The organism is Pontibacter chitinilyticus (assembly GCF_039748935.1).
Lineage (GTDB): Bacteria > Bacteroidota > Bacteroidia > Cytophagales > Hymenobacteraceae > Pontibacter > Pontibacter chitinilyticus.
In genome coordinates, this window is sequence record NZ_JBDIZJ010000007.1 from 132,784 (window position 1) to 153,926 (window position 21,143).

The following is a 21,143-nucleotide window of genomic DNA, read 5'->3' on the forward strand; positions in this document are numbered from 1 at the left end:
GGAAAAAAAAGACCGGCCCACAGGAGCAGACCGGCCTTCAATTGACCAAACAATTAACACAAACCGTTAGAACGTGTAGCCTAAAGAGGCTTTCACCACACGGTTATAGGTATCAAAGCTGCCGTTGGCATCCACCGTGCTCAGGCCATAGTCGTAACCGGCACTAACGTTAAAGCCGTTCGTGAAGCGGTAACCAAGTCCACCAGTTACAGCCACATCCACCTGGCGAAAGCCGCTGTTCATATTCCATTCTTTGTTCAGGGCGTTAAAGCCCAGCGCACCCGCCTCTGCCTTTACTTTGTTAGAAACCAGGTATGACACCTGCGGACCGGCAAAGATGTTGAAGCCTTCGCCCACGTATACCCGCGCCAGCACCGGCAGATCGATGTATTCTGCTTTGTTCGTGATGGTGACATTGGTGTTCAGGAAGTCTACCGCTTCGATAGGCACCTTGCCTGTAAGCTTCGTACCTTTTTGTGAATACTGCAGCCCCGGCTCAATTTCAAAGCCCTGGATAACCGGTATGGTTACGTAACCGCCGATATGGAAACCTTCCCGCATTTGTTTTTTCACAGAGCCGTCAGTTACGTCCAGCAGGTCCTGTGCACTGTTCATGGTCTCTCCTTCCCACTGCGCCAGGTTGCCGCCGGCCCTAATGCCGAAGCGCACCGGGCTGGCTTGCGTGTTACTTCTGTTATGATATACCCGTACATTGTTGCCATACTTGGTTTGTCGCTGCTGCGCGTTCACCTTGGTAGCCAACAGGCCCAATACAATGGCGATAAGTAAAAATATCTTCTTCATGATTTCTGTCCTTTAGATAATTAAAACCAAACTAGAAGCTGCGCTGCTTTAAACAGATAGATAGAAAAACCGTGCCAGATTCTTTTCCTATTCCTACACACTCTTCCTCTTTACATCGCAAGCACCTAACAACCAAGTAAATAAAATTTACAGGACGTATTTAGCCGCTTTCTGCAAGTATAGATTTACATTTTGGAAGCACATAAATCCTTACCTTTGCCCCGCACAAAACAAGCAAGATGAACGAGAAAATGCAGGTACGCCTAAAGAAGGTAGCCGTACACCGGGTAGGCAATAAAGCGAAGGAGGAAGGCGTAGTGATCGCAAAGGAACTGGTAGACCTGCGCGACGAGGCATTGTCTGATTTACTGCTGCAGTATTTTCTGTCGCCGTTTAAGCAGGAGGAGTTTTTCCGTTTCACCCATACCTCGGATCTGGCCCTGAACGAGATGTTTGCTTATGCGGCCCTCATCTTCACTGAGCCGGAAAAATTCTATGAATATTCGATTCACATCCTGCATCACCTATATGAGCAGTCGGACCACCCAAAGGTGAAGAGCGGCGAATTGTACGTGGTATACTTCAGTGGCTGTGTGATGGCAGATGCTGTGGTAGATGCGATCGGCATCTTTAAATCCGAAAACAAAGACACCTTTCTTACTTTTCAGGATGCGGATGACGACTTGAACGTGAACTACCATTTTGGTGTGAACCTGAAGAGCGTAGACAAAGGCTGCATGATCTTTAATGTGGAGGCCGAAAATGGTTTCCGGGTAAAGATGGTGGACGCCAACAGTTCCGATGCGGTATTCTGGAAAGAGGATTTCCTGAACGTGACGGAGCTGAAGGATACGAACTTTAACACAAAAGCGGTTTTGAACCTGTGCAAAGATTTTTCGGAAGAGGTATTTGCCAAAACAGACAGTAAAAAGGCCCAGGTAGAGTTCATCAGCCGTTCTGTGGATTATTTTTCTAAGAGCGAAATGTTTGACCTGGAGGAGTTCACGAGCAGCGTAATCGATGAGCCTGAGACGAAGGAGCGCTTTAAAGATTACAGCCAGGCCTTTGCCGAAGAGCGTGACATCGAGGGCTTCACAGACTTTGCCATCAACAAAAATACCGTGCGTAATATGAAGCGCAAGTTCCGCAACTTCATCAAGCTGGATACGCAGATCGAAATCAAGTTCAACGGCCACAACCCTGAGCAGAGCGAGCAATTTGTGGAGCGCGGCTTCGATAAGGAGCGCAACATGCACTTCTACAAAGTATACTTTTACAGCGAGAGCTAACGTTTATCACCCGAAACTATACACGCAGCGCCACTGTTAGAGAAATTTGCATCCAAGTATAAACCAGGAACGATAATTGTTTCTGAAACTCAAGCAACAAACATCAGGACATGAAAAAAGTAGTCTTTGCTATACTTATTGCCTTTACTGCTACTGCCTCTTTCGCACAGACCAGCAGCACACAACAGCCCCCAGCCAAAGCGGCAACACAGCCGGCTTCTTCCATTGCGCAGCGGGCAGATGCGATTACGGCCAGCATGGTCCGGAACCTGCGCCTGGCACCCGAGCAGGAAGCCAAGCTGCGTGCTGTGAACCTGACAAGTATGCAAAATGCCGAGGTCGCCAAACAGAAGTATAAAAATAACCCGCGCCGGATGGTGGCCCAGATGGACATCATCAGCGAAACCCGGCTGTCGCAAATAAAGGATATATTAACGCCATTGCAGTTTCAGCAATACCAGCAACGCCGCGAAGAAAAAATGGGCGTACCGCAGGAAGCCCAAAGCAACCCTGAAGCACGGCAGCGCAGCCCGCTAAACCAGGAGAGTTACTAACAGAAAAGCATGGCCGGGGCCATGCTTTTCTGCTTTAGAACGGTGTGCTCCTACCTGCTCTTTCACAATGTAACTACCCGTTATGAAAATAGCTTCAGAAAAGAGCAGGCAAAGCACATTTGCCGTTTCGCATGGTTTTATACCTTTGCAGGAAATGATCACACCATGCGTATCAGAAAAAAAGTAAAAGCAACGCTTCCGCAGCAAGGCTCCCGCTTTGCCGCTTTAGACCAGTTTGTAAAAGCCGCTGAAAAAGAAAACTGGACCGAGCAGGAGATCCAGTTTGTAATAAACGAAGTGGTAGAAGCCCGCAATGACAAGGAGGCTTTCGATGTGCTCCGCGACTATAGTATGTAACTGCACAAAGATCAACTCTCCGGAAAATTGAAGTTCAACTGTTCCTCTACGATGTATTGTACTTGTGCTTTTATGACTGGGAGCTTGCCTGTGGCTGTAACTGCAACTCTGCCTGGTGCTGTTGCAGCACTTGTATGATAAAGGCAATGTGCTCCTGCATGTCTACGCCAAATAGCTCAGCCCCGATGCGCACTTCGTCCCGATCTACGGAGGCGGCAAAGCTTTTCTGATTCAGCTTCTTCAGTACTGATTTCACCTCTAATCCTTCCAGCCGCTGAGGCCGCACCTGGGCGCAGGCCACAATAAATCCAGTCAGCTCATCGCAGGCCAGCAGCGCTTTATCCAGCAGCGAGTCATACGCAACGCCCCAGTGGGTATAGTGCGCCGAGATGGCATGTGCCACCTCCTCCTCTCCCCGCTCGCAAAGCAGGTTTACAATTACGTGCGGGTGCTGCTCCGGGTAAGCCTCGTAATCAGCGTCGTGTAGCAGGCCGGCAATAGCCCATTCATTTTCATCTGTTCCCAGCTTGCGGGCATAGGCTTCCATCACCAGTTCCACGGTGCGCGCATGGCGCAGCAGGCTGTCGCCGGTGGTCATGCTGCGTAGTATTTTCCGGGCTTCTTCTCGTGTCATAACTTATCGTTTTCTTCCCTTAAAAATAGCCAAAGTCCGCCTGTCGTCAAAACTTTATACTTGCGGTGGAGGTCTGTTTTCGGGGGGCGTGTTAACGGGTGGCAGCTGTTGCAACACAGCCTGCAGTTCAGCCCGAAGCATTTTGATTTCCTGCTCCAGGGCGCTTACCTGCTTGGCACCTACAATTTCTGCGTCCTTGCTTTCTGCATCACGCCCAATAAAGAACGTGGCCAGCGTTGCCGTAAAATAGCCGAATACGGCAAAACCATAGAGCGCCAGCAGCAGGCACAGCATGCGTCCTTCTGCTGTCACCGGGAAGTAATCGCTTCCAATAGAGGTGAGCAGCATCACTGTCCACCAAAGGGCGTCGCCATAAGTTTTAAGCCCCTGCTCGTTTTCAAAAGCATACATGCCTGCTGCGCCGGCAGTGGTTACGACCAGCGTCAGGCCCATCATGTAGCCAAAGGCCCGGCGCTGCATGGCTTTGCCCAGGCTGCGCATGCCCCGGTTGATGGAGCCGATCACTTTTACCAGCCGCAAGCCCCGCACTGCCCGTACCGAGCGCATGACCCGGAAAAGGCGTGTTACGCGGAACAAGCGCAGAGCGGGTACTGCCAGCGAAATGATCGTGAGCACGTTTTTGCGCAGAAACACTAATTTCTGCGGTGCCAGCACGAACTTCAGAATAAAATCAAGGATAAAGGCAATCCAGATAAAGGAGCTGCAAAACTGCAGCAAGGGGCTCAGGCCCCAGATTAGCTCTACCACCAGCAGTACCAGCCAAATGAAGCCAAGTACCACCATGGGGCCTTCCAGTACATTTTCTATCCGGTTTAGTAGCTTGTTGCGCTCCCGGTTTAGTTGCTGCCGGATCACTTCCTGATGCGGATGTTTTTTTGCCATACCTGTTATGCTCGCTTACGGGCAGTCCGCCACCTGGCAGAAGTCCCTCCGTTGCAGTAGGTACGGCTTAACGGACAGTTCGTTTGGCAACGATCAATACCTAGCTATAGCTTAGCGATTTGCACATTATCCCAGAATCCCATCACACGGTCCTTAGGGCCTACCAGAATGTCGATTCGGTTGCGGATGCGTTGGTTCATCAGGTCGCGTACAACATACACCCCATCCAGTTCATCGGAGATGCCGGTTACCCACAGCGAATCGCCGTAGCTGATCTCACCGCCCCAACGGCTGTGTAAATCGCGTGAAACAGCAATCCAGCGCTGCTTTTTAGGGTTCCGCTTGTTGATGTGAGAGCCGTCGGCGGTCGTGTACGGCGTAGAGTCAGTTTGATTGGGCACCGGAAAGTAAACAGAAGCTGAAACAGTGAGCGTTTCAGGGGTGGGCTCAGTTTGTATCGTTGGTTTGCTGGTATCCTGTGGCGGCCAGTGGTAAGCTACTTTTTCGATTTTCGGTGCGGGGGACTCTGCATTTACTTGGGTAAACTCGTCAGCGAAAGCCACCAGAACAGATAGCACCGCTGCCAGTATTTTGTACCTAAACATAAGAAATCCATTTCGTGAAACATCGATTTTAAAACAATAACCCGCTTTAACGATGTAACTTTAGAATGGTTTTATTTAACCGGCTATTAAGGAGTTAAGGCAACATTTGACCCTAAACACCAACCTTATAATTATTCATATATTTAATAAAACTTTATTTTAGTAGTCTAATACTTTAATCCAATTAAAATTATCCAATTAGAAGCAATATATATCCTAAACACGTTTACCAGCGTTCTGTTTTGAGCAACTTGCAAGGGTATGTGGATTTATTGAGGTGTTAACTGTACAGCTCACACCTATAGACAATATAGCGGCCCAAGTGTGCTTCAAGCCATAGAAATGCTTATAAACAACAGCGGGTCCGGCTAAGTTAGCCGGACCCGCTGTTGTTTATAAGCCTTATCTTTTACCGCCGTGTTTGCTGCGTGATCAGGATCTCTTGTACGGCACGCTCCAGTTGCGGGTCTTTGTTCTCTAGCCGGTCTTTAAAGGTCGTTTTGATGTAAATATCCGGTGTAACACCCGTCTTTTCTATGTCCTTTCCATCCAGGGTATAGCACCCCCACGAAGGCAGGCGGTAAAAAGACCCATCCACCAGTGACTTACCGGACGTGAAGATGATCCAGCGGTACGTATCTGTGCCAATGATTTTGCCGAGTCCCAGTTGCTTGAAACCCGAAGCAGCCATCTCGCCATCACTTAGCGTTTGCTCGTTTACCAGCAGCACGATCTGTCCGGCCGAGGGCGTAAAGTTAGGTTGGCTGGTAAGGGCGCCGCCACGATACTTCCACTGCAAATAAGGCTTTTGTGCCAGGAAACGCAAAACATCATCGTGCACGTTGCCGCCGGTGTTGTAGCGCAGGTCCAGAATAAGTGCATCGCGCTGGTAAGCTTCAGACGTCATCTCGATCAGGAAATGCTCCAGATCCTGGGTGCCCATGGCTTTCATGTGCACGTATGCAATCTTTTTACCTGAAGCCTCATCCACATACTTCTGGTTGTTTTCCACCCATTCATCGTAAAGCTCCGTGCGCTCGTTGCCATAGATCTCGGGATGCACTTTCACGCTAAACTCCTTCCCATTCCGTGTAAAAGTCAGCTCCATTTCCTCCAGCAACGAGGGCTTAACAAAGTATGCCTCACGGTTCTGCTGCGGATCTACCGGGTGTCCGTCTACCTTCACCAGCACATCACCTGGCAGCACATTACTACCGGCAGCAGCCACAGGTCCTTTGGCCACAACCTCTCTGACCTGGTACGGCTTATCTTCCTCAAACAAAAGGCCGGTAGCCAGCGAACGGGTTTTATAGTATGACTTCTCCTCATTCCCATTGGAGGTAAAGCCCATGTGCGAGGAGTTCAGTTCGCCCAGCAGGTCGTTGAGCAGCACCCGCAGGTCGGTCCGGTTGTTAAGGTAAGGCAACAGCTTAGCATACTCCTCCCGCTTCTTTTTCCAGTCTACGCCATGGAAGTTCTCGTCATAATAGTTCTCTTCCATGCCGGCCCATACTTCATAAAACATCTGGTTAAACTCGTCCTTCAGGTTCTTCCGGAAAGTATGAGAGATATCTATCTTTTCAGTTTTATTGTTGTCCAGGTTCAGCGTATAGAGGTTGCCTTTTACGAGCAGGTAATTGCTGCCGTCGGCTGTGGCAAAATCCACGGTTCCGGCCTCTGCCCCGGCAATTTTTTCAGTTTTTGGGTCTTCAAAGGGGCTGGTAGTATAAGTATACAGGTTACCCTTGCCGTCTACATGGTCTGAGGCGAAGAGCAAGATAGTCTTATCGTCCTTCTGCAGCACATAAGGGCTTCCCTGGCTACCAAAGTTTTCCGCTACCTGCTCCCAGCGGTACTGCAGGTCAGTCAGGTCCAGCGTAATTAAGGGCTGCTGTGTTTTCGGCTCCTCCTTTTTCTTCTTTTCTTTTTTGCCTTTGCTGTCTTTCGGTTCTTCAGCTTTCGGCTCGTCTTTAAACAGCGCATCATACTTGTCGGAGCGATAAGGCTCGTCGAGTTTATGCAGGGCCAGGCGGTAAATGTCCGGGTCCTTCATGCCATAGGGGTAGCTCGGGCTGGTGCGGTCGGTTGTAAAGTAGATGTACTTTCCATCCGGCGACCAGAACGGATCGGTTTCGGTAACACCGGTGTTGGTGAGGTTGTAGGTTTTGTCGCTGCTGAGTTGGTGGATGAATATGTCCTGCTCAAAATTGCGGTAGGCGGTAAATACCACGTACTGCCCGTCCGGCGAAAAGGAAGGGCGAGCATTTTGCAAGGCCCAGAACTCGTCCTGCAGCAATGTTTTCGTTTCAAGGGTATGTAGGTCAATAAGCTTCAGCTGGTTGCGGCCGCTGTAGTATACGCCCTGGTTCCCGTCTTTGCTCAGTACCAGCAGGCGGTTATTCTGCTGCTCGTTGGTCAGTTGCTTTTCCGGTGAGCTGCCGTCCGCGGCCTGCACAAACCAGTTGTAGTAGCCATTCACCGTCTGGCTGTAAAGCACGCGTTTGTTATCGGGTAACCACTTTACTTCCCGCACGCTCTCGGCAGAGCGGGTAGGCAGCTGGTGCACAAACTTTCCCTTTATATCCGACACAAACAGCCGCCCTCTTGACACAAACGCCAGTTTTTTATTATCGGCAGCGACAGCAAAGTCTGTTATATTACCGGCTACTTCAAAGTCTTTCTCTTTCTCCAGGGTGTTGTTACTGAAGGCGCTGACCGGCACCTGCTGCGCTTTGCCGGAGGCCACATCATAGGTATACAGTTGGTAGTCCTTCTCGAACACCACTTTTTCGCCGTTGGCGCTTACCTGCGGCCACTTCACAGAGGTGCCGAAGCTGGTGAGCTGCGTCTTTTTCCCGTCTTTGAATGTATAGAGGTTATACTCGCCATTCGCTTCATCCGACACAAAGTATAAGTTTCCCTTGCTGTCGATGGTTACCCAAAAGTCTTTGCCCTCATAGGTGGTGTAGTGCTTGTACTCGCCGGTTTTCAGGTTGTAAGATTGCACATCCGGGTTGTAGGCGCCTTTGTAGCCTTTGCGCTGTACAAACAATTTGCTCTCCCAGCTCTCATCAAAAAAGATCTCACCAGTGCCGGGGCGCTCGATCACGTTATGCACCGTCTGAAAATAGTGCGGAAACAGGCGCTCTGGCGTACCCCCTTCACGATTTACTTTAAAAGAAGCATAGCGGTTGTAGCGGTCAGAGGTGAAGTAGATTGATTTAGAATCCCAGCTCCAGGAGTCTACCTCATCGGCCGCTTCGTGGTAGGTGAGTTGCTTGACAGCGCCGCCTCCTACCGGCATCACATACACATCTTCGTTGCCATACTGCGAAGCCGTGAAAGCAACCCACTTGCCATCAGGCGATACGCGCGGGTGCGTTTCATTTCCGTCCATAGCCGTGAGCCGGGTGGCAGTACCGCCGCTGGTTGCTACCTGCCACAGGTCGCCTTCGTAGCTGAAGACAATGGTTTTGGCATCGGGCGTAAGGCTGGGCGTAGATGCAAAATAGACTGATTGTTGCTGTGCAAAGGCAGCAGTAGCACTCACACCTAACAACAGTGTGAGAAGAGTGTTCTTGATCATCAGGAAAGAAATGCTTTTGAAGTATTTAAGTAAGGCAATGTTCCTGGTAAATACAAATTATAACAGCCGGAAGGCATACTTTAATTTAATATTTCCCGGAAGTTCCTGCCTGCTTCCTGCTACTTCTAATCTGGTCTGGTTCTCTCCAACAAGTATAAACTCCTGTCTGAATTTGCTTGCTGCATCAGCCACTGCACTATTATAAGTATAAAGTGCCGTTAAAGCCCGTTGCTGGCAGCGTTTGCATTTATACTTGTAAAGCGGCGTTGCTGGTGAGGGAGAAAGATAGGCCTTGAGCTACCGGACTAAGGCCTGATCAAACTACCATCATACTCGCAAACAGCGCAACACTTAAAGAAGCCTCTCATGCTTCCGGCTTATTGCCTGCCCAAGCTCCGCCGCCACTTAGGCGCTCCGGCTGCCGGTTTAGGCGGCACTGATAAAGCACCTGTAGCGGTATCGTACCGGTAAGTATGGACAGCTTGTTTCGGGGCTGCAGTTATTGTATAACTTACCTGCAGGTGGTGGTAGTGCGGGCCAATGGTACTGCTCACATGGCGTTGCGCTACATCTGGAGCAACAGGAGCCGGAAGTGGTGGCGCTTCTCCTGCCTGTCCGTTACCGTAAGCAACTGCTGCTACCAATCCGGCAAGTATACCAGCAATGTGCCCCTCCCAGGAAATGCGTTCCTCCGTAGGAAAAAGGCCGTAAAAAAGGCCGCTATACAGAAAAAGCACTGCCAGCGAGATAGCCATTGCCCCGCGGTTGCGCCGCAGCAAGCCATTGAACAGGAGGTACCCCGCCATGCCGTACACCACGCCACTAGCCCCAATGTGGTAGTTCTGGCGCCCGATGAACCATGTCAGCACGCCGCTGAGCAGGTAGATGAGCAACAGCACACGTCCGGCTACAGGCCGGTGCATGTACAAGATAAAGCCACTCAGTAGCACCAGCGGAAAGGAATTGGAAAGCAGGTGCGCCAGCCCGTCGTGGATGAGTGGAGACGTGAACACCCCAACCAATCCGAAGAAGTTGCGCGGCAGCACGCCCAACCACACCAGGTTGGCATGCGTGAGGTACGTGAGCAGGCTGATGAGCCATAACAGGGCGACAAACAGTATGCCGGGCAAAAAGCTATAGGCAAACAGGTCGTTCTCCTCCGTTATCGTGTCCTGGTAATAATCTGCTGTGCTCCGTGCCATGTGTTCTGTTTGTAGCGTGCTGCTGTACAGTGTGCCGGTCAGCACTTAAACCGCTGCCAAATATACGATTTTAGGCCCGATTGCAGTCAGTGATCCCGGCAGGGCCGCAGCCGGAAGAGGTATTTTTAATGAACAAAAACAATACCTGATCACTTATCATACTACAGGGCTTGCACGCAGGGCCGGAACTGTTTGTGCTGTTGTAGCATGCATGTATACTTCCTGAAACAAATGGCAGCGGAACTACTATAAGGATACGTTCACCGGCCAGCGGCAACACAGCAGCAGGTGCTGCCGGCCAGATGCCATCATACCAAAGCACATAACGAGGCGTTAATTTACATATGCTCACAACCCCATTTAGCCACACCCTTCGTTTACTGGGATGCCTGCTACTGTTACTGAGTACGCTTTTATCAGCGTGCGAAGGGACCGATGCACACAAGCAGAAACAGCCTCTGCACCCGGAAGCGGCAGTTGCACCGGTAAAGCGGGAACCCTACGTTCGGCCGGCCAGCATCCTGGCGGCGCTCAACAATCCCTCTTCCGCCTGGGCAGATTCCGTGTTCAACACCCTTTCGCCTGATGAGCGCATTGCGCAACTGATAGTGATCGAAGCGTTCTCTGACCAGGGGCCTGCGTACGAAGCCGACGTAATGCGCCTGATCAAGCAGTATAAAGTAGGTGGCATCATCTTTTTTCAGGGCGGACCGGTGCGGCAGGCGCGGCTTACGAACTGCTACCAGGCTGCTGCCAAAGTACCCCTTATGATTGCCATGGATGCAGAAACAGGCATTGGGATGCGCCTCGACAGTACCGTACAATACCCCTTCCAGCAGATGTTGGGCGCCATAGAAGACAATGGCCTGATCTATAACATTGGCGCCCAGGTGGCGCATGAGTTCAAGCGCTTGGGCATGCACGTCAATTTTGCACCGGTAGCCGATATTAACAATAACCCTAACAACCCGATCATCAGCTACCGCTCTTTTGGCGAGAACCGGCTGGACGTGACAGCCAAGAGCCTGGCTTACATGCTGGGCATGCAGGAGAACGGCATCATAGCAACTGCCAAACACTTTCCTGGCCACGGCGACACCGATGTGGACTCTCACTACGATCTACCTGTCATTCCCTTTGACCGGCACCGCCTGGACTCGCTTGAACTATACCCATTCCGGGAGCTTATTAAGTATGGCGTAGGAGGTATCATGGTTGCGCATATGCACATTCCGCAACTCGACTCTACCGAGCATCTTCCCTCTACCCTCTCCAGCCCTATTGTAACAGGCCTGCTGCGAAAGGAACTAGGCTTTGAAGGCCTGATCTTCACCGATGCGATGGTGATGAAAGGCGTGACAAAGTATTTTGAGCCCGGTGTGGCAGAAGCACGTGCCCTGATGGCGGGCAATGATGTGCTGGAGCGCCTGAACAGCGTACCGAGAGCTATCGGAGCCATTCGTGAGGCCATTAACCGGGGGGCGCTGTCTCAGAGAAGCATCGACCGCCGCTGCAAACGTGTGCTGGCAGCCAAGCAATGGCTGGGACTGGACAAGTACAAGCCCATCGACCTGCAGCACCTGTACGAAGACCTGAACACGCCCGCTGCCGACAGTACCAACCGCGCTGTGGCTGAAGCGGCTCTTACGCTGCTCCGCAACGAGAAGCACCTGCTACCTGTGCGCAAGCGCCGCAAACTCCGTATTGCCACTGTGTCGTTTGGCGCCTGGCGGCCTACAGTATATCAGCGGAAAATAAGCAAGCGCATTGCCACAAAAGACTTCGTGATCAAGCGCAAAGCCGATAAAAAGGAAACGGCGAAACTATGGAAAAAGCTGCAGAAGTTTGACCTGGTGGTGGTTGGCTTGTATGGCCCCAGCATCCGGCCCAGCAACAACATGGGCTACTCACCCGAAACCAAGCAACTGGTCTCCAAACTGGCCACTTCCAACAAAGCAATCATCACGCTTTTCGATAATGCGTATGCAATAAACCAGTTTCCCGATATTGGTAAAAGTGCGGTGCTGATCGTGGCGTACCAGCCGCACTACCATGCCCAGGAAGCCGCTGCCAAGTTGCTCTTTGGCAAAATCCCGGCACGGGGCAAGTTACCGGTTTCGGTGAACGAGCAGTTTGGCTACGGTGATGGCATCAGCAAGGACAAACCGCTTATTGCCGGGCCTTAAAGTATCCTGAACGTGTGCTTTTCGTAATACAAGCCAAAACGTATACTTATGAAGTGCTTCTATCCGATTTTACGCTATACGGCAGCCCTTTGCTTCTGCCTCGCCCTTTACAGTTGTGAGGGCCGCCGGCCAGTGGAAGGCACCGAGGCGGTAAAGCAGACGGACGACACCGCCCCGGTTATCGCCGATGAACCAGACACAGCCCGGGTGATCAAGACAGGCAATACCGCTGATGAAGAGGTGGAGGAGTTTCGCGCCTGGCTTAACCAGCAGGCCAGCAGAGGCGATACTGCCATCCGGAAAGAGTGGCCCGAAGTACGCCAGCAGCTGCGCCAAAAAAATGCGCAGCTGGAGGAAAAATTCGACAGCTTATCTGAAAAAGGCAAAGCGGAGTTCCGGAACCTGCAGAAGAACTACAACAGCTGGGAAGCCCGCCAGGAGCGCCGCCAGCAACAGCCGCTGGATGCGCAACGGATAACCCAATGGAAAAAACAACTACTGGGCGAGTACAGCGATATAGAAGATATTTCTGCGGCTACGGCCCGCGAGGCCTACCTTACCTTTATGGGCACTGTGCGTACCAAACGTAAAACCTGGACAGACGACGACTGGGATTATGTGGACCATGTGTATAGCCAGTTAAACCAGCGCCGCCGCCAGATCGAGAGCGGCATATCAACCGGCGATAACATCAAAATACGCACCCTGCAGGCAGAATACCTGGCGCTGGAAGGCAGTGCCGACACCAAAAGTATACTGCGCGGCGTGCAATAAAACAACCTTGTTTTAAAGTATAAAAGCTGACTAGTAGGTCAGCTTTTATACTTTAAAATCACATCAAACCAGCGTTGCTTCTCACTTTTGCTGCAGCTGCACCCATTGTTGCGCAATAATGGTTTTGGCATCTGGTGTTTCGAGTTGCACCAGTTCGGCGGCCGAATACCGGAGCACTTCAATGTGCTCGTGCTCGTCTTTCTTGCCCCCGCCTGCTGTATTTTGTTCCGATACTTCAGCATAGTACAACGTCACCTTTTCAGTGGTGCCGCCGGGCGAGGAATAAAAGGTGTGCAGGTGCTGCAGGGTATCGGTCTTGTAGCCTGTTTCTTCTTCTATCTCGCGGGTTATACTTTGTTCCGGCTTTTCGCCATCGTCCACCATACCCGCTACCACTTCCACAAATTCCGACTCCGGCCCGATACGATATTGCTTGGTAAGAATATACTCCTGCCTTTTAGTATCATACACCAGGGCTGCCACCGCATTGCCGCGGTCAAACTGCTCGCGGGTAAAGGTCTGTCCTTCCTGCTCTACGGTTAGCTTATAAATTTTAAAATAGCCATCATAGGCTTTCTCTCTGTTCTTGATCTTCATGTTAGTGTGCTTCAGCTTAACCAGGGCAAGCTGCTGTATTCGTGTAAGTGTAAATATCCTGTTCCTTTATAATTCGTTGTTGCGCTGTGCCGCCTGCTGCGTGCGCTCCGTTAACGGCGACATCGACAGGCGAGACTCGCTTTCAGAACCTGTAGCTCTTTCCTGTCCAATTCCGCCCGCGCCGGGCAGCAGCTTGTTCACCAGCGCGAAAATATCCGTCATCAGGCCGGGCGCTACGCCGTGCAGCAAGGCACCCGCTTTGGCTGGCAGCGTGGTAGTTACCTCTGCATCGCCGTGGCGAAAGGCATCCAGTATCTTTTCGGCGGTAGCTTCGGCGCTCATCGCTGTCAGGCGGCTGGAGTCTATTATCTTGAAAAGCGCATACTCTTCCTTGTTATGTCCTTTTATAATGGTGTGGCGCGGGCTGCCGGTTACAATCAGTCCGGGCGTGGCCGTGGTTACGCTGATGCCATACTGCTGCAGCTCCGACCGCAGCCCTTCCGATAGGGCTCGGAGAGCGAATTTGCTGGCGCAGTACGGCAGCAGGTGCGGCACGCTGAGCTTACCACCGATAGAGGAAATGTTGAGAATACGTCCGCCCCGAGCCCGCAAATTGGGCAGCACTGCCAGTGTGGTGTACAGCGGCCCCCAGAAGTGGGTGCGCATGGCTTCTTCAAACTCCAGGGTGGTCATCTCTGTAACCGGTCCCGCCTGAATAACGCCGGCATTGTTGATCAGCACGTCGATGGGGCCGAACTCGTTCTGCACGTGGGCGATCATGTCCTGCACCTGCTGCTCGTCCTTGACATCGCACTGCCGTACCAGCACGTCTGCTCCTTTTCCGGCCAGTTCCTGGCGGGCTTCCTCCAGTTGGCGCTCGTTGCGGGAGCACAGTACCAGCCGGGCGCCCTCTTGGGCCAACTGCCGCGCCATTACCAGCCCCAGCCCGCGGGCGCCTCCCGTAATCAGCACGACGCGGCCTTTAAAATTATATGCGTTTAGAGAGCGGCTGATGGTGCGGGCTGCCAATAAGGCCCCGGCTCCGGCTGCCAGCCACCAGAGTGTTTTCTTCTCGCTTGTTTCCATGTTGCAGATCTTTTCGTTCCGGCTTTCTCAGCCGCCGGTTACATGTACGTCCAGATGCGGCAGTAGTTAAAGTGCAACAGCCAGCCGGTTTAGTGGCTGGCTTCTTTTTGAGAAAAAATACGGTTTGCCACGGCAGGCGTATACAGAAAGCGGAGCAACACAACGCCATACCCGTCGCGCTGCTTGCTGCCGGAAGCACTGCCAGCCATGTTGTCGAGGTAGTCTGTGTTGGTGAGATAGTACAGAAATTCAGGTGTCAGGCTCAGCTCATCGGTAAAGCGGAGCCGCACACCGCCGCCAAGAGGCATGACGGCAGCTACAGCCGGATAATCGCGGGCCGGAGCATACGTAGTTTGTGCCGTATTCAGCTTCCCCTGCCCCGGAAAAGAAGTGGCAGTGTACGAAATGAGCCCAATACCCGCTGTGAGGTATGGCACCATAAAACGCTTGCGCGACGAGCGGTAATTGCCACTCCCGACGTAACTATCCAGCAGGTTGAACTGTATTTTCCCGCTCACCTCCAGCACATCGGTCTGGAAAGAAACGTTCAGCGGATGCTCTGGGGCGCTTTCGCTGGCACCCAGGCGTACGTAGCCAACAGTGGCACCAATCCCCCACTGCGACGATAACTTGTATAAGGCGCCCATACTTACGGCCGGACCTATCCGGTTACAGCCCCACCCGCTGCAGATCGTACTGCGGGCAGCGCCTATTCCGCCGCCTACCTGCAGCACAAGTCCCCGCTCCGGCACCTTGCTAGTCTCTGTCTTTTTCAGAAACTGCGCCTGCACAACCTGGGGCACAAGTATAAAAGAAGCAAAAAGCAGAAGACAAGTATAAAAAAAACGGCGCATGAATAGCTGTTTTAAAGATCAAAAGCCGGCCGCCAGCGCAGCCGCTTCACCGGGCTGTAACACCTGCGTGCCGTTTGCTCAAAAGATGGCTATACTTTGAAGTCTTAAATTCTGTAACAATAATTTATAAAATCACCTACCTCCCAGCACAGATCATACTATACAAGTATACCTTACCTGGATTTCGGCAGGTTGGCATCCATCAGCTTCACAAAATCGATCACGAGCGAGGCAGCATCCGGATAAAAGCTTTTGTTGACATACTGGTATTCATCGGATGGCTGGTGGTAATGAGGGTGATCTTCCACACCAAAATAGATGTATGGGATCTGCTTTTTAAAGAAGGCGTATTGGTCTGATTGGTTGGTCCAGTCGTCGTGCTGCTGCTCGGGGCGGTCGTGGCCCAGCAGGATCTTAGCGTTTGGCCGTGGCTTTAGCTGCTCTAAGTAAGGTTTTAACTGCGGGTTGTTGTAGGCGCCGCTGGCGTACAGTTCACCCTTGTCGTTAATGCTGAGCATGTCCATGTTCACATCAAGCAGGATATTGGACAAGGGCACAGGTGGTTTTTCTACAAAGGCTTTGGCACCCTGCAGGCCCTGCTCCTCACCATCCAGCGCTGCAAAAATGAGGGTATGCTCCGGTTGGTATTTCTTAAAATAAGTAGCCGCAGCCAACAACGCACCTACACCGGAGGCGTTATCGTCGGCCCCATTGTAGATCTCCCCATTGCGGGTGCCCACATGGTCGTAGTGCGCCGTGATCACAACGGCTTTGCCCGATTTGCCGGGAATATAGCCGATCAGATTAGTGGCCTGCTCTACCACCAGCCCCTTGTTCTCAAAACGGAAATGCTGTTCAAAGTCTTTTCCGAATGGCTTTAATCCGATGGCTTTAAACCGGCTTTTGATGTAGGCTTGTGCCATGTGGTTGCCTTTGCTACCACTCAAACGGCCACCCATTGAGTCGGCGGAGAGCACCTTGATGTCGTGCAGCAGCGTTTGCTTGTCCAGAACAGTGCTCTGCGAATAGCCCAGTAGTGGCAGGGCAAGCAAAAGAGAAAAGGCGAAAGTCTTTTTCATGATTTGTTAAAACGCTAAAGTAGCACAAGCCGCTGTATCGGCCAAAAACATTGTTACTGATTATGCCCGAGCCGGCCAGGGTATCCAGCTCTTGCGGCGCACCGCCGCAGGCTTTTTATACTTCTGCGGCTGGTCCTTCTCCGGGCTGCTGTCCGGACTTGGCTTAGAACCGGTGTGCTGCTCCCAAAGTTGTGCGGCACGCACCCATCCGCTTTTCAACGATGTCCGGGCCGCATTTGTATTTACGGGTACGTGCTGCTGAAAGAAGGCGATGTTCATCCTGGTGTTATTTAAGGGTGATCAGTTTGGAATATGCTTTATACCTCAAAAGCAAGCAGCGTGCCGCACTAGCTTACTTGCGGCAAATTTATAGGTATACTCCAGCTGATTTCAGCATTTGGCCGCCAACATTTCCGCAACAAAAGAGCCAGGCTGTAGCAGCCTGGCTCTTGTATAAAGTATATGCCTGTTACTGTTTGATGTTGATGAAAGCGGGCAGTTCGAAGGGGCCTACGGATGTTTGGATCGTGGGCTTTATCTGCAACGTGATCGGTGGCCGCTTCTCCTTATCGCTGTTGAGCAACGTAGTCAGGCGCAGCAGGCTGTTCAGATCGGGATTGCCGTTTTCCTCCACCAGTTTTAGCGGCGTGGTTACGGTAATGGTGTTCAAGCCATTTTTCAGCTGCACCGGCTCCTGCACAATGCCGCTGACCGCCTGTTGGTTGTCTACCAGCAGTTGCCACTTCAGCTGTGTCACAGTCATGGTGCGGTCCTCGTTGCCTTCACCCAGGTCCACGTTCAGCGCCAGGGTAGATTTGGCATTAAGATCGTTGCTGGAAAAGGCGTTGAAAAGCGTGGCGGCCTCACCGAAAGAGAAATCCTCAGCTCCTTTTTTATCCAGCAGGTTGATCCCGTTTACCCGCACCTCGTCTATACTTTTTAAACTGTAATCTGCGTCTTTAAAGGCTTCAACATCGTTTTTGGTACTGCAGGCAAAGCCAAACAGCACGAGCGCCAGTAGCAACGCATACTTTTTATAGGTTATGGTCATAGTTCAGTTTACTTCTTAATCACTTTGCCGGACCCCGAAATATCGGCGTTTACGGTAGGGTTTCCCTGGTAATACACACGGCCGCTGCCGCTGATATTTACGTCCAGCACATCAGACGTGGTTACTTCAGCGTTCCCCGATCCTGAAACGTCCACCTCGGTCGTTTTAGTTTGAAGCCCGAAAGCGCGCAGGTTCCCCGATCCGGAAATTGCAATATCCTGGTCCTGCGCGGTGCCCGACAGGTTAATAGCGCCAGAGCCACTGATACGGGCAGTTACCTGGTTGGCCGCAACAGGGCCTGTCAGTTCGCCGGAACCAGAAACCCGCGCCTGAAAGTTGTCGGCATCAAACGTATCCTGCCAGCTCATCAACCCGGAACCGCTTACTTCAGCATAGTCCAAGTCAGGCAGGGTGATGTATACTTCCACGGTCTTGTGCTTGCGCAGGCAGCGGTCAAATTCAATGTGCCAGATGCCATCATCTACATCCGTTTCCAACTCATCCAGGATGTTTGCCTGTCCTTTTACTTCCACTTTTTGTGTCGGGCCGCGCTCCACGTATACTTTCGTGCTGCCGTTTACCTCCACCCCGTGGAAAGCGTCCAATTGCAGCGTCCGTGTTTCCACGTCGCCTACTCCTTTTAAACAGATGCCCTCTTCATCGCAGGAGCTTAAAACTGCGCCAGCCAACAGCAGGGCAGCAGGGAATTGTAATAATCTCATAGTTTTATAGGTATAGGTTGATAGATCGCGGAAGCAAGATAGCAAAAGTAGCCCGAGAGCGCTAAAAGCAACGGCCATCTCCGCTTAAAAAAAACAAAGATGGCCGCCAAATCATACTGTCAGTAGGTGCTTAGGTAAAGTGACCTACCCGCTCTCCCTGGCGGTTTACTACCTCGCCATGGGCGGTTACAAACAAGGGCTGGTAATCGGTTTCGAGGTAATAAGGGTAATCATCGTTGCCGGTCTTGCCCATCTGCCCGATTACCTCCACTCCTTCTTCGGATACGTGCACGAGTTGCAGCTTTTTAGTAAGGTAAAACTGCTCCTCAGGGGCTGCGCTAAAGTATACTTGTGTGAGCACATCGGCACGGCTTAACCCTGCTAAACGCCGGCTAACCTGCTGCGGCGCACGCTGAACAGGCCGTGTGGCAATGGCGCGGCTGTCGGGCTGCGGGCTATTTGCGCTGGCCAGCAACTGCTCGTTGGCATTGCGCCAGCCTTTGCTAATCGCCGCTAGACGATAGCTCCGGCCCGGGTGCGTGCTTGAGTTATCCTCCTCCGACATCAGGTTGATAGCTGCCTGCGCATCGGCCAGGCTGGCCCCCAACTTGCGGAGCACAAAACCAGAGAACTCATCCGCCTCCAGCTCATCGGGTACGTTACTGCCGCCACCTTTCAGCGTGTGGCCGTTCAGGTGATGGCCTATTTCGTGGGCAAGTATGCTCACGCCAGCCCAGTCGGTGTGCACAGCATTGTTGATGGCGTTCAGGAAATCTTCATTATACAGGATGTAGCGCTGGCCGTTGTAGATAACAGCCGCTGCATTGTCGATGTCGGCGGGCTGAAGTTTAAAGCGCGGTTTCAGGCCTACCACGTTGATGATCTCCTGCACAATGTCGCGGGCACCGGTAGTTGGTGCTGGTGCCACAGCTATAGCGGCTTTGCTGGCCGGCGTAGCTGTGGCAACCTGACCTGCGAGCAACAGCAGTACCAGGCCCAGCACAAAAGTAAGTTTTTGGTATTTCAGCATAGGAAAGTTTTAGTATGGGTAAAGCAACGTGTATATACAACGATATGCCAGACGCTGCCTGTATATTCTTGTCTGCAAGTTTTTTGCCAGAATTTACATCTCCGCCTGAAAACCTGCTGTTCCTTTTAAAGAGCTCTTGCCCCGCCGCTCAAAATGCCGCTGGTAAAGCCCTGTTATACTTGCCTGGCCCTGTATGGATAAGCAGTGAAAGTATCCCTGGCTGGCTGCTCAAGTACAAATTGCGGCTCTAGGATAATTTTCCTGCGCTGGCAGCCTCTGCCCAACGTGCAGAAGCTGTTGTTTGCCAGGCGAATAATTTTTCTGGAATAAAGCTTTCAGTAGCAACCCTTACCGTTCTGCTCCTTATTTTAGCAGCAAAACCCGAACCGGATGCTTGTTTTCTTTATCCTGCTCTACCTGGTAGCCAACATGGGCGTGGGCTACTGGGCCTCCCGCCGCGTGCACAGCACCTCCGATTTTCTGCTGGCCGGCCGCCAGTTGCCGTTTTATATTTCCACCGCTGTGGTGTTTGCCACCTGGTTTGGCTCCGAAACACTACTAGGTGCTTCGTCGGAGTTCGCTGCACACGGGCTCTTGGGCGTGATCGAAGACCCGTTTGGGGCAGCGCTGTGCCTGGTGCTGGTAGGGCTGTTCTTTGCTAAAAAGCTCTACCGCATGAACCTGCTCACCATGGGCGATTACTACCGCGTGCGCTACAACCGAACAACAGAACTGCTGGCCGCTTTTTTCATGGTGATCTCCTACTTTGGCTGGGTGGCGGCGCAAATGGTGGCCCTCGGCATAGTGATGAACCAAATCTTTGGCACCTCGCTACCAGTGGGCATCCTGTGCGGCAGCCTGCTGGTTATTGGCTATACTTACCTGGGCGGCATGTGGTCGGTGTCCATCACCGATTTTGTGCAGACCATTATGATCATTGGCGGCCTGATCTTTATAGTAGCAGACCTGTTATGGCAAGTACCACTGGCCAAAGTAACGGCAGGTCTGCCGGCAGACTTTTTCCGGTTTGTGCCACAGGAGCACGACGCGACCACCTGGCTCAACTATGCCGGCCTTTGGATCACAATTGGCCTGGGCTCCATTCCGCAGCAGGACGTTTTTCAGCGGGTGATGTCGGCACGCTCAGAGCGGGTGGCGGTGTTTTCATCCATAGCGGCCGGCTTTTTATACTTAACCGTCGCGCTCATGCCGTTGGTGATCGCTCTTTATGCCAGAGCGCTGCACCCGGACCTGCTGCAGCAGGACGCGCAATTGCTGGTGCCCGGCCTCATCCTGCAATCCTCCTCGCTCTGGATAAAAGTATTGTTTTTCGGAGCCTTGCTCTCGGCCATTATTAGTACCGCGAGCGGGGCCATATTGGCTCCGGCCTCCATTCTGAGCGAGAACATGCTGCGCCCGCTGTTGCCCCGCCTGACGGATGCCAAACTGCTGCGCCTCTCGCGGTTGAGCGTGCTGGTCGTGGCAGCCATTAGCCTGGCCATGGCGCTGTCGAGCAGCAACATTTATGAGCTGGTGAGTGAGTCGTCGGCGCTGAGTCTGGTAAGTTTGTTTGTACCGCTGGTAGCAGGCATGTTCTGGCGCAGGACAAATTCTGCCGCTGCCATTGCCTCGATGCTGGCAGGTATGGGGGCGTGGCTGTGGGCCCTGCATCTGGATACCCTGGTTAACCCGATGCTGTATGGCCTGGCAGCAAGTATTCTTGGTTTGCTGGTGGCGCTTCCTTTCGGCCCGAATGCAGCCAAGCGTACGCAACCACTGCAGGAAAGCAGGCTGCCGGAAAGTATAACTTCAGGTAAGCACGCCAGCTAA

20 protein-coding genes are annotated in these 21,143 nt (G+C 52.2%); 6 read left to right on the plus strand and 14 right to left on the minus strand.

The features are described from left to right. Positions 1-66: 66 nt before the first annotated feature. Positions 67-804, minus strand: coding sequence for a porin family protein (locus tag ABDW72_RS12460; protein ID WP_347158898.1), 738 nt, complete (start codon positions 802-804; stop codon positions 67-69). 239 nt (positions 805-1,043) lie between these two features. On the opposite strand from ABDW72_RS12460, the gene ABDW72_RS12465 reads away from it, so the two are divergent. The 3 genes from ABDW72_RS12465 (at position 1,044) to ABDW72_RS12475 (ending at position 3,004) form a co-directional block, all read left to right on the plus strand. Beyond that, positions 1,044-2,093, plus strand: coding sequence for a nucleoid-associated protein (locus ABDW72_RS12465; protein ID WP_347158899.1), 1,050 nt, complete (start codon positions 1,044-1,046; stop codon positions 2,091-2,093). A gap of 110 nt (positions 2,094-2,203) precedes the next feature. After that, on the plus strand, positions 2,204-2,647 hold the full coding sequence (locus tag ABDW72_RS12470) for a DUF4890 domain-containing protein (RefSeq protein ID WP_347158900.1): 444 nt from the start codon (positions 2,204-2,206) through the stop codon (positions 2,645-2,647). A gap of 165 nt (positions 2,648-2,812) precedes the next feature. After that, entirely contained in the window at positions 2,813-3,004 is a 192-nt protein-coding gene (locus ABDW72_RS12475) for a hypothetical protein (protein WP_347158901.1), read from the plus strand. A gap of 70 nt (positions 3,005-3,074) precedes the next feature. Here the strand turns inward: ABDW72_RS12475 and ABDW72_RS12480 are convergent, their stop codons facing one another. The 5 genes from ABDW72_RS12480 to ABDW72_RS12500 form a co-directional block, all read right to left on the minus strand. Continuing rightward, positions 3,075-3,638, minus strand: coding sequence for an HD domain-containing protein (locus ABDW72_RS12480; RefSeq protein WP_347158902.1), 564 nt, complete (start codon positions 3,636-3,638; stop codon positions 3,075-3,077). A 54-nt stretch (positions 3,639-3,692) separates the two neighbouring features. Then, positions 3,693-4,541 carry a potassium channel family protein gene (locus ABDW72_RS12485; RefSeq protein WP_347158903.1) on the minus strand — a complete coding sequence of 283 codons (849 nt, stop codon included), beginning with the start codon at positions 4,539-4,541 and terminating at the stop codon, positions 3,693-3,695. Positions 4,542-4,645: 104 nt separating this feature from the next. Beyond that, the gene (locus tag ABDW72_RS12490) at positions 4,646-5,146 is read right to left on the minus strand and encodes an RlpA-like double-psi beta-barrel domain-containing protein (protein ID WP_347158904.1); all 501 of its coding nucleotides are present in this window, start codon (positions 5,144-5,146) and stop codon (positions 4,646-4,648) included. Between the two features lie 409 nt (positions 5,147-5,555). After that, complete coding sequence (locus ABDW72_RS12495) at positions 5,556-8,732, minus strand: S41 family peptidase (protein WP_347158905.1); 3,177 nt, start codon at positions 8,730-8,732, stop codon at positions 5,556-5,558. 377 nt (positions 8,733-9,109) lie between these two features. Further along, a complete protein-coding gene (locus ABDW72_RS12500) occupies positions 9,110-9,934 on the minus strand; it encodes a rhomboid family intramembrane serine protease (protein ID WP_347158906.1) in 825 nt (274 codons plus the stop codon). A gap of 344 nt (positions 9,935-10,278) precedes the next feature. Here ABDW72_RS12500 and ABDW72_RS12505 point away from each other — a divergent pair, with 344 nt between their 5' ends. Both ABDW72_RS12505 and ABDW72_RS12510 read left to right on the plus strand, forming a co-directional pair. Then, complete coding sequence (locus ABDW72_RS12505; RefSeq protein ID WP_347158907.1) at positions 10,279-12,120, plus strand: glycoside hydrolase family 3 protein; 1,842 nt, start codon at positions 10,279-10,281, stop codon at positions 12,118-12,120. Positions 12,121-12,168: 48 nt separating this feature from the next. Further along, positions 12,169-12,894 carry a DUF6565 domain-containing protein gene (locus tag ABDW72_RS12510; protein ID WP_347158908.1) on the plus strand — a complete coding sequence of 242 codons (726 nt, stop codon included), beginning with the start codon at positions 12,169-12,171 and terminating at the stop codon, positions 12,892-12,894. Positions 12,895-12,975: 81 nt separating this feature from the next. Here the strand turns inward: ABDW72_RS12510 and ABDW72_RS12515 are convergent, their stop codons facing one another. The 8 genes from ABDW72_RS12515 to ABDW72_RS12550 all read right to left on the minus strand — a co-directional run bounded on the left by ABDW72_RS12515 (position 12,976) and on the right by ABDW72_RS12550 (position 19,313). Continuing rightward, complete coding sequence (locus ABDW72_RS12515) at positions 12,976-13,491, minus strand: NUDIX domain-containing protein (RefSeq protein WP_347158909.1); 516 nt, start codon at positions 13,489-13,491, stop codon at positions 12,976-12,978. A gap of 66 nt (positions 13,492-13,557) precedes the next feature. Beyond that, positions 13,558-14,577, minus strand: coding sequence for an SDR family NAD(P)-dependent oxidoreductase (locus tag ABDW72_RS12520; RefSeq protein ID WP_347158910.1), 1,020 nt, complete (start codon positions 14,575-14,577; stop codon positions 13,558-13,560). Positions 14,578-14,666: 89 nt separating this feature from the next. Then, complete coding sequence (locus ABDW72_RS12525) at positions 14,667-15,431, minus strand: thrombospondin type 3 repeat-containing protein (protein ID WP_347158911.1); 765 nt, start codon at positions 15,429-15,431, stop codon at positions 14,667-14,669. Positions 15,432-15,604: 173 nt separating this feature from the next. After that, positions 15,605-16,510 (minus strand): M28 family peptidase, encoded by a 906-nt coding sequence (locus tag ABDW72_RS12530; RefSeq protein ID WP_347158912.1) that lies wholly within the window; start codon positions 16,508-16,510, stop codon positions 15,605-15,607. A 60-nt stretch (positions 16,511-16,570) separates the two neighbouring features. Next, positions 16,571-16,789 carry a hypothetical protein gene (locus tag ABDW72_RS12535; RefSeq protein ID WP_347158913.1) on the minus strand — a complete coding sequence of 73 codons (219 nt, stop codon included), beginning with the start codon at positions 16,787-16,789 and terminating at the stop codon, positions 16,571-16,573. A 190-nt stretch (positions 16,790-16,979) separates the two neighbouring features. Next, on the minus strand, positions 16,980-17,561 hold the full coding sequence (locus ABDW72_RS12540; protein ID WP_347158914.1) for a hypothetical protein: 582 nt from the start codon (positions 17,559-17,561) through the stop codon (positions 16,980-16,982). Positions 17,562-17,569: 8 nt separating this feature from the next. After that, on the minus strand, positions 17,570-18,283 hold the full coding sequence (locus tag ABDW72_RS12545) for a head GIN domain-containing protein (protein ID WP_347158915.1): 714 nt from the start codon (positions 18,281-18,283) through the stop codon (positions 17,570-17,572). 130 nt (positions 18,284-18,413) lie between these two features. After that, complete coding sequence (locus ABDW72_RS12550; protein WP_347158916.1) at positions 18,414-19,313, minus strand: M48 family metalloprotease; 900 nt, start codon at positions 19,311-19,313, stop codon at positions 18,414-18,416. Between the two features lie 390 nt (positions 19,314-19,703). Between ABDW72_RS12550 and ABDW72_RS12555 the strand changes: the two genes are divergently transcribed. After that, on the plus strand, positions 19,704-21,143 hold the full coding sequence (locus ABDW72_RS12555; protein WP_347158917.1) for a high affinity choline transporter 1: 1,440 nt from the start codon (positions 19,704-19,706) through the stop codon (positions 21,141-21,143).

Coding starts and splice junctions, on each gene's coding strand:
- ABDW72_RS12485 (WP_347158903.1), bottom strand. CDS start 4,541: ATGGCAAAAAAACATCCGCATCAGGAAGTGATCCGGCAGCAACTAAAC.
- ABDW72_RS12520 (WP_347158910.1), bottom strand. CDS start 14,577: ATGGAAACAAGCGAGAAGAAAACACTCTGGTGGCTGGCAGCCGGAGCC.
- ABDW72_RS12525 (WP_347158911.1), bottom strand. CDS start 15,431: ATGCGCCGTTTTTTTTATACTTGTCTTCTGCTTTTTGCTTCTTTTATA.
- ABDW72_RS12475 (WP_347158901.1), top strand. CDS start 2,813: ATGCGTATCAGAAAAAAAGTAAAAGCAACGCTTCCGCAGCAAGGCTCC.
- ABDW72_RS12545 (WP_347158915.1), bottom strand. CDS start 18,283: ATGAGATTATTACAATTCCCTGCTGCCCTGCTGTTGGCTGGCGCAGTT.
- ABDW72_RS12555 (WP_347158917.1), top strand. CDS start 19,704: ATGCTTGTTTTCTTTATCCTGCTCTACCTGGTAGCCAACATGGGCGTG.
- ABDW72_RS12465 (WP_347158899.1), top strand. CDS start 1,044: ATGAACGAGAAAATGCAGGTACGCCTAAAGAAGGTAGCCGTACACCGG.
- ABDW72_RS12515 (WP_347158909.1), bottom strand. CDS start 13,491: ATGAAGATCAAGAACAGAGAGAAAGCCTATGATGGCTATTTTAAAATT.
- ABDW72_RS12510 (WP_347158908.1), top strand. CDS start 12,169: ATGAAGTGCTTCTATCCGATTTTACGCTATACGGCAGCCCTTTGCTTC.
- ABDW72_RS12505 (WP_347158907.1), top strand. CDS start 10,279: ATGCTCACAACCCCATTTAGCCACACCCTTCGTTTACTGGGATGCCTG.
- ABDW72_RS12530 (WP_347158912.1), bottom strand. CDS start 16,510: ATGAAAAAGACTTTCGCCTTTTCTCTTTTGCTTGCCCTGCCACTACTG.
- ABDW72_RS12490 (WP_347158904.1), bottom strand. CDS start 5,146: ATGTTTAGGTACAAAATACTGGCAGCGGTGCTATCTGTTCTGGTGGCT.
- ABDW72_RS12470 (WP_347158900.1), top strand. CDS start 2,204: ATGAAAAAAGTAGTCTTTGCTATACTTATTGCCTTTACTGCTACTGCC.
- ABDW72_RS12550 (WP_347158916.1), bottom strand. CDS start 19,313: ATGCTGAAATACCAAAAACTTACTTTTGTGCTGGGCCTGGTACTGCTG.
- ABDW72_RS12495 (WP_347158905.1), bottom strand. CDS start 8,732: ATGATCAAGAACACTCTTCTCACACTGTTGTTAGGTGTGAGTGCTACT.
- ABDW72_RS12480 (WP_347158902.1), bottom strand. CDS start 3,638: ATGACACGAGAAGAAGCCCGGAAAATACTACGCAGCATGACCACCGGC.
- ABDW72_RS12500 (WP_347158906.1), bottom strand. CDS start 9,934: ATGGCACGGAGCACAGCAGATTATTACCAGGACACGATAACGGAGGAG.
- ABDW72_RS12460 (WP_347158898.1), bottom strand. CDS start 804: ATGAAGAAGATATTTTTACTTATCGCCATTGTATTGGGCCTGTTGGCT.
- ABDW72_RS12535 (WP_347158913.1), bottom strand. CDS start 16,789: ATGAACATCGCCTTCTTTCAGCAGCACGTACCCGTAAATACAAATGCG.
- ABDW72_RS12540 (WP_347158914.1), bottom strand. CDS start 17,561: ATGACCATAACCTATAAAAAGTATGCGTTGCTACTGGCGCTCGTGCTG.